The following is a 1,506-nucleotide window of genomic DNA, read 5'->3' as shown; positions in this document are numbered from 1 at the left end:
GGTCGCGTCCTCGGAGCGGTGTAAAAGGCTCAACGAGGTAGGTGCCGCGGGTTGATCTTAGGCGGCGGCCGTTTCGGGTGTCGAGTCGGACGCCGTGGTTGCGGCTGGGCGGAGCGGGGTGGGCGGGGAGAGCAGGGCGCGGCGCAAGTCCTGCAGGGTGCGCAGGCCCTTGGAGGTCATGGTGAAGCCGCGCCAGCCGCGGGCGGCGCGGTCCAGGACCGCCCAGACCAGGGAAACGCAGGAGGTCTCGCCGGGGAAGCGGCCGATGACCTTGACGCGGCGGCGGGTTTCGCCGAAGGTGCGCTCGATGAAGTTGGAGTGGCGGATGCGCTTGTGGTGCTCGGCCGGAAAGCGGAGGTAGGTCGTCAGCGAGGCGCGGTCGGTCAGCAGGCTTTTGACCGCCGCTGGGTAGCGGCCGCCCCAGGTGTCGGCGAAGGCGTCGATGCGTTGCTGGACCCAGGCCACCAGGTCTTGGCCCGGCTCGATCTCCTTGTCGTCTTTCTCCAGGCTGCTGGTGTCGAAGATGTTCCAGAAGGCGGCCTTGACCTCGGCCTGGTCGCCGGCACTGACCTTCGACATGACATTGCGGCATTTGTGGATCACGCAGCGCTGGCGCAGTGAGCGGGGAAAGACCTGCTCAGCAGCGGCAATGAGGCCGGGCGCGCCGTCAGAGATGACGAGCAGCGGCGCACGCAGACCCCGGGCCGCCAGGTCGGTCAGGAAGTCGTGCCAGGCGTCAGTCGACTCTGCAGCCGCGGCGGACAGGCCGATGAAGACCGGCTTGCCCTCGGTCGTGATGCCCCAGGCGGCCAGCACCGGCTCGGGGCGCTGCCCGTCATGCATCTTGAAGTGCGAGGCGTCCAGGAACAGATAGTCCAGCTCGATCGCGGTCAGCTCACGACGCGACCAGGCGTCGTACTCGGCCACGATCGCCTGGCAGATCGTCGAGACGGTCGACTTCGACAAGGCGGCCTCGGGTCCGAGCGCATCAGCCAGGGCGCCCTCCACGTCGCGCACCGACAGGCCGCGCACGAAGGAAGCGATGACCAGCGTCTCCAGCGCGTTGGTGCGGGTCACACCGGCGCCAAACAAGCGGGAGGCGAACGCCTCGGTGGTGCCGCGTAGCTTGGGGCGAGCGATGGTCACCGCGCCCGTGGTGGTCTTGACGGTGGTCGGGCAGTGGCCGTTGCGGTGACCGGGCCGTACTGTCTGCTCCTCACCTCCGGCGGTGGCGGCGCGCTGGTAGCGGGCGCGGCCGAGGAAGGCGTCCACCTCGGCTTCGACGGCGGTCTGGATGATCAGGCGGGCACCGAGACGGGCGACGTCCTCGATGACCTCGACCAGATCGCGGCCCTCGGTGAACAGGGCGTCGATCTCGGCGCGGATGGCCTGAACGGGCGGTAGTGTGCGTGCCACGAGCGTAGGTCCTTGCGTAGTGCGAACTTTGGTCGGTTCAGCACGGCAACCTACGCTCGTTCTCTTTTACACCGCATCTCGGACGTGACC

At 68.5% G+C, this 1,506-nt stretch carries 1 protein-coding gene; it reads right to left on the bottom strand.

From position 1 onward, the window contains the following. Positions 1–57: 57 nt before the first annotated feature. On the bottom strand, positions 58–1,416 hold the full coding sequence (locus AB0B91_RS65925; RefSeq protein ID WP_358343207.1) for an IS256 family transposase: 1,359 nt from the start codon (positions 1,414–1,416) through the stop codon (positions 58–60). Positions 1,417–1,506 lie beyond the last annotated feature (90 nt).

This window comes from Nonomuraea sp. NPDC049141 (genome assembly GCF_040648415.1).
In the GTDB taxonomy this organism is placed as follows: Bacteria; Actinomycetota; Actinomycetes; order Streptosporangiales; family Streptosporangiaceae; genus Nonomuraea.
This window is presented reverse-complemented; position numbering and strand designations above follow the sequence as displayed.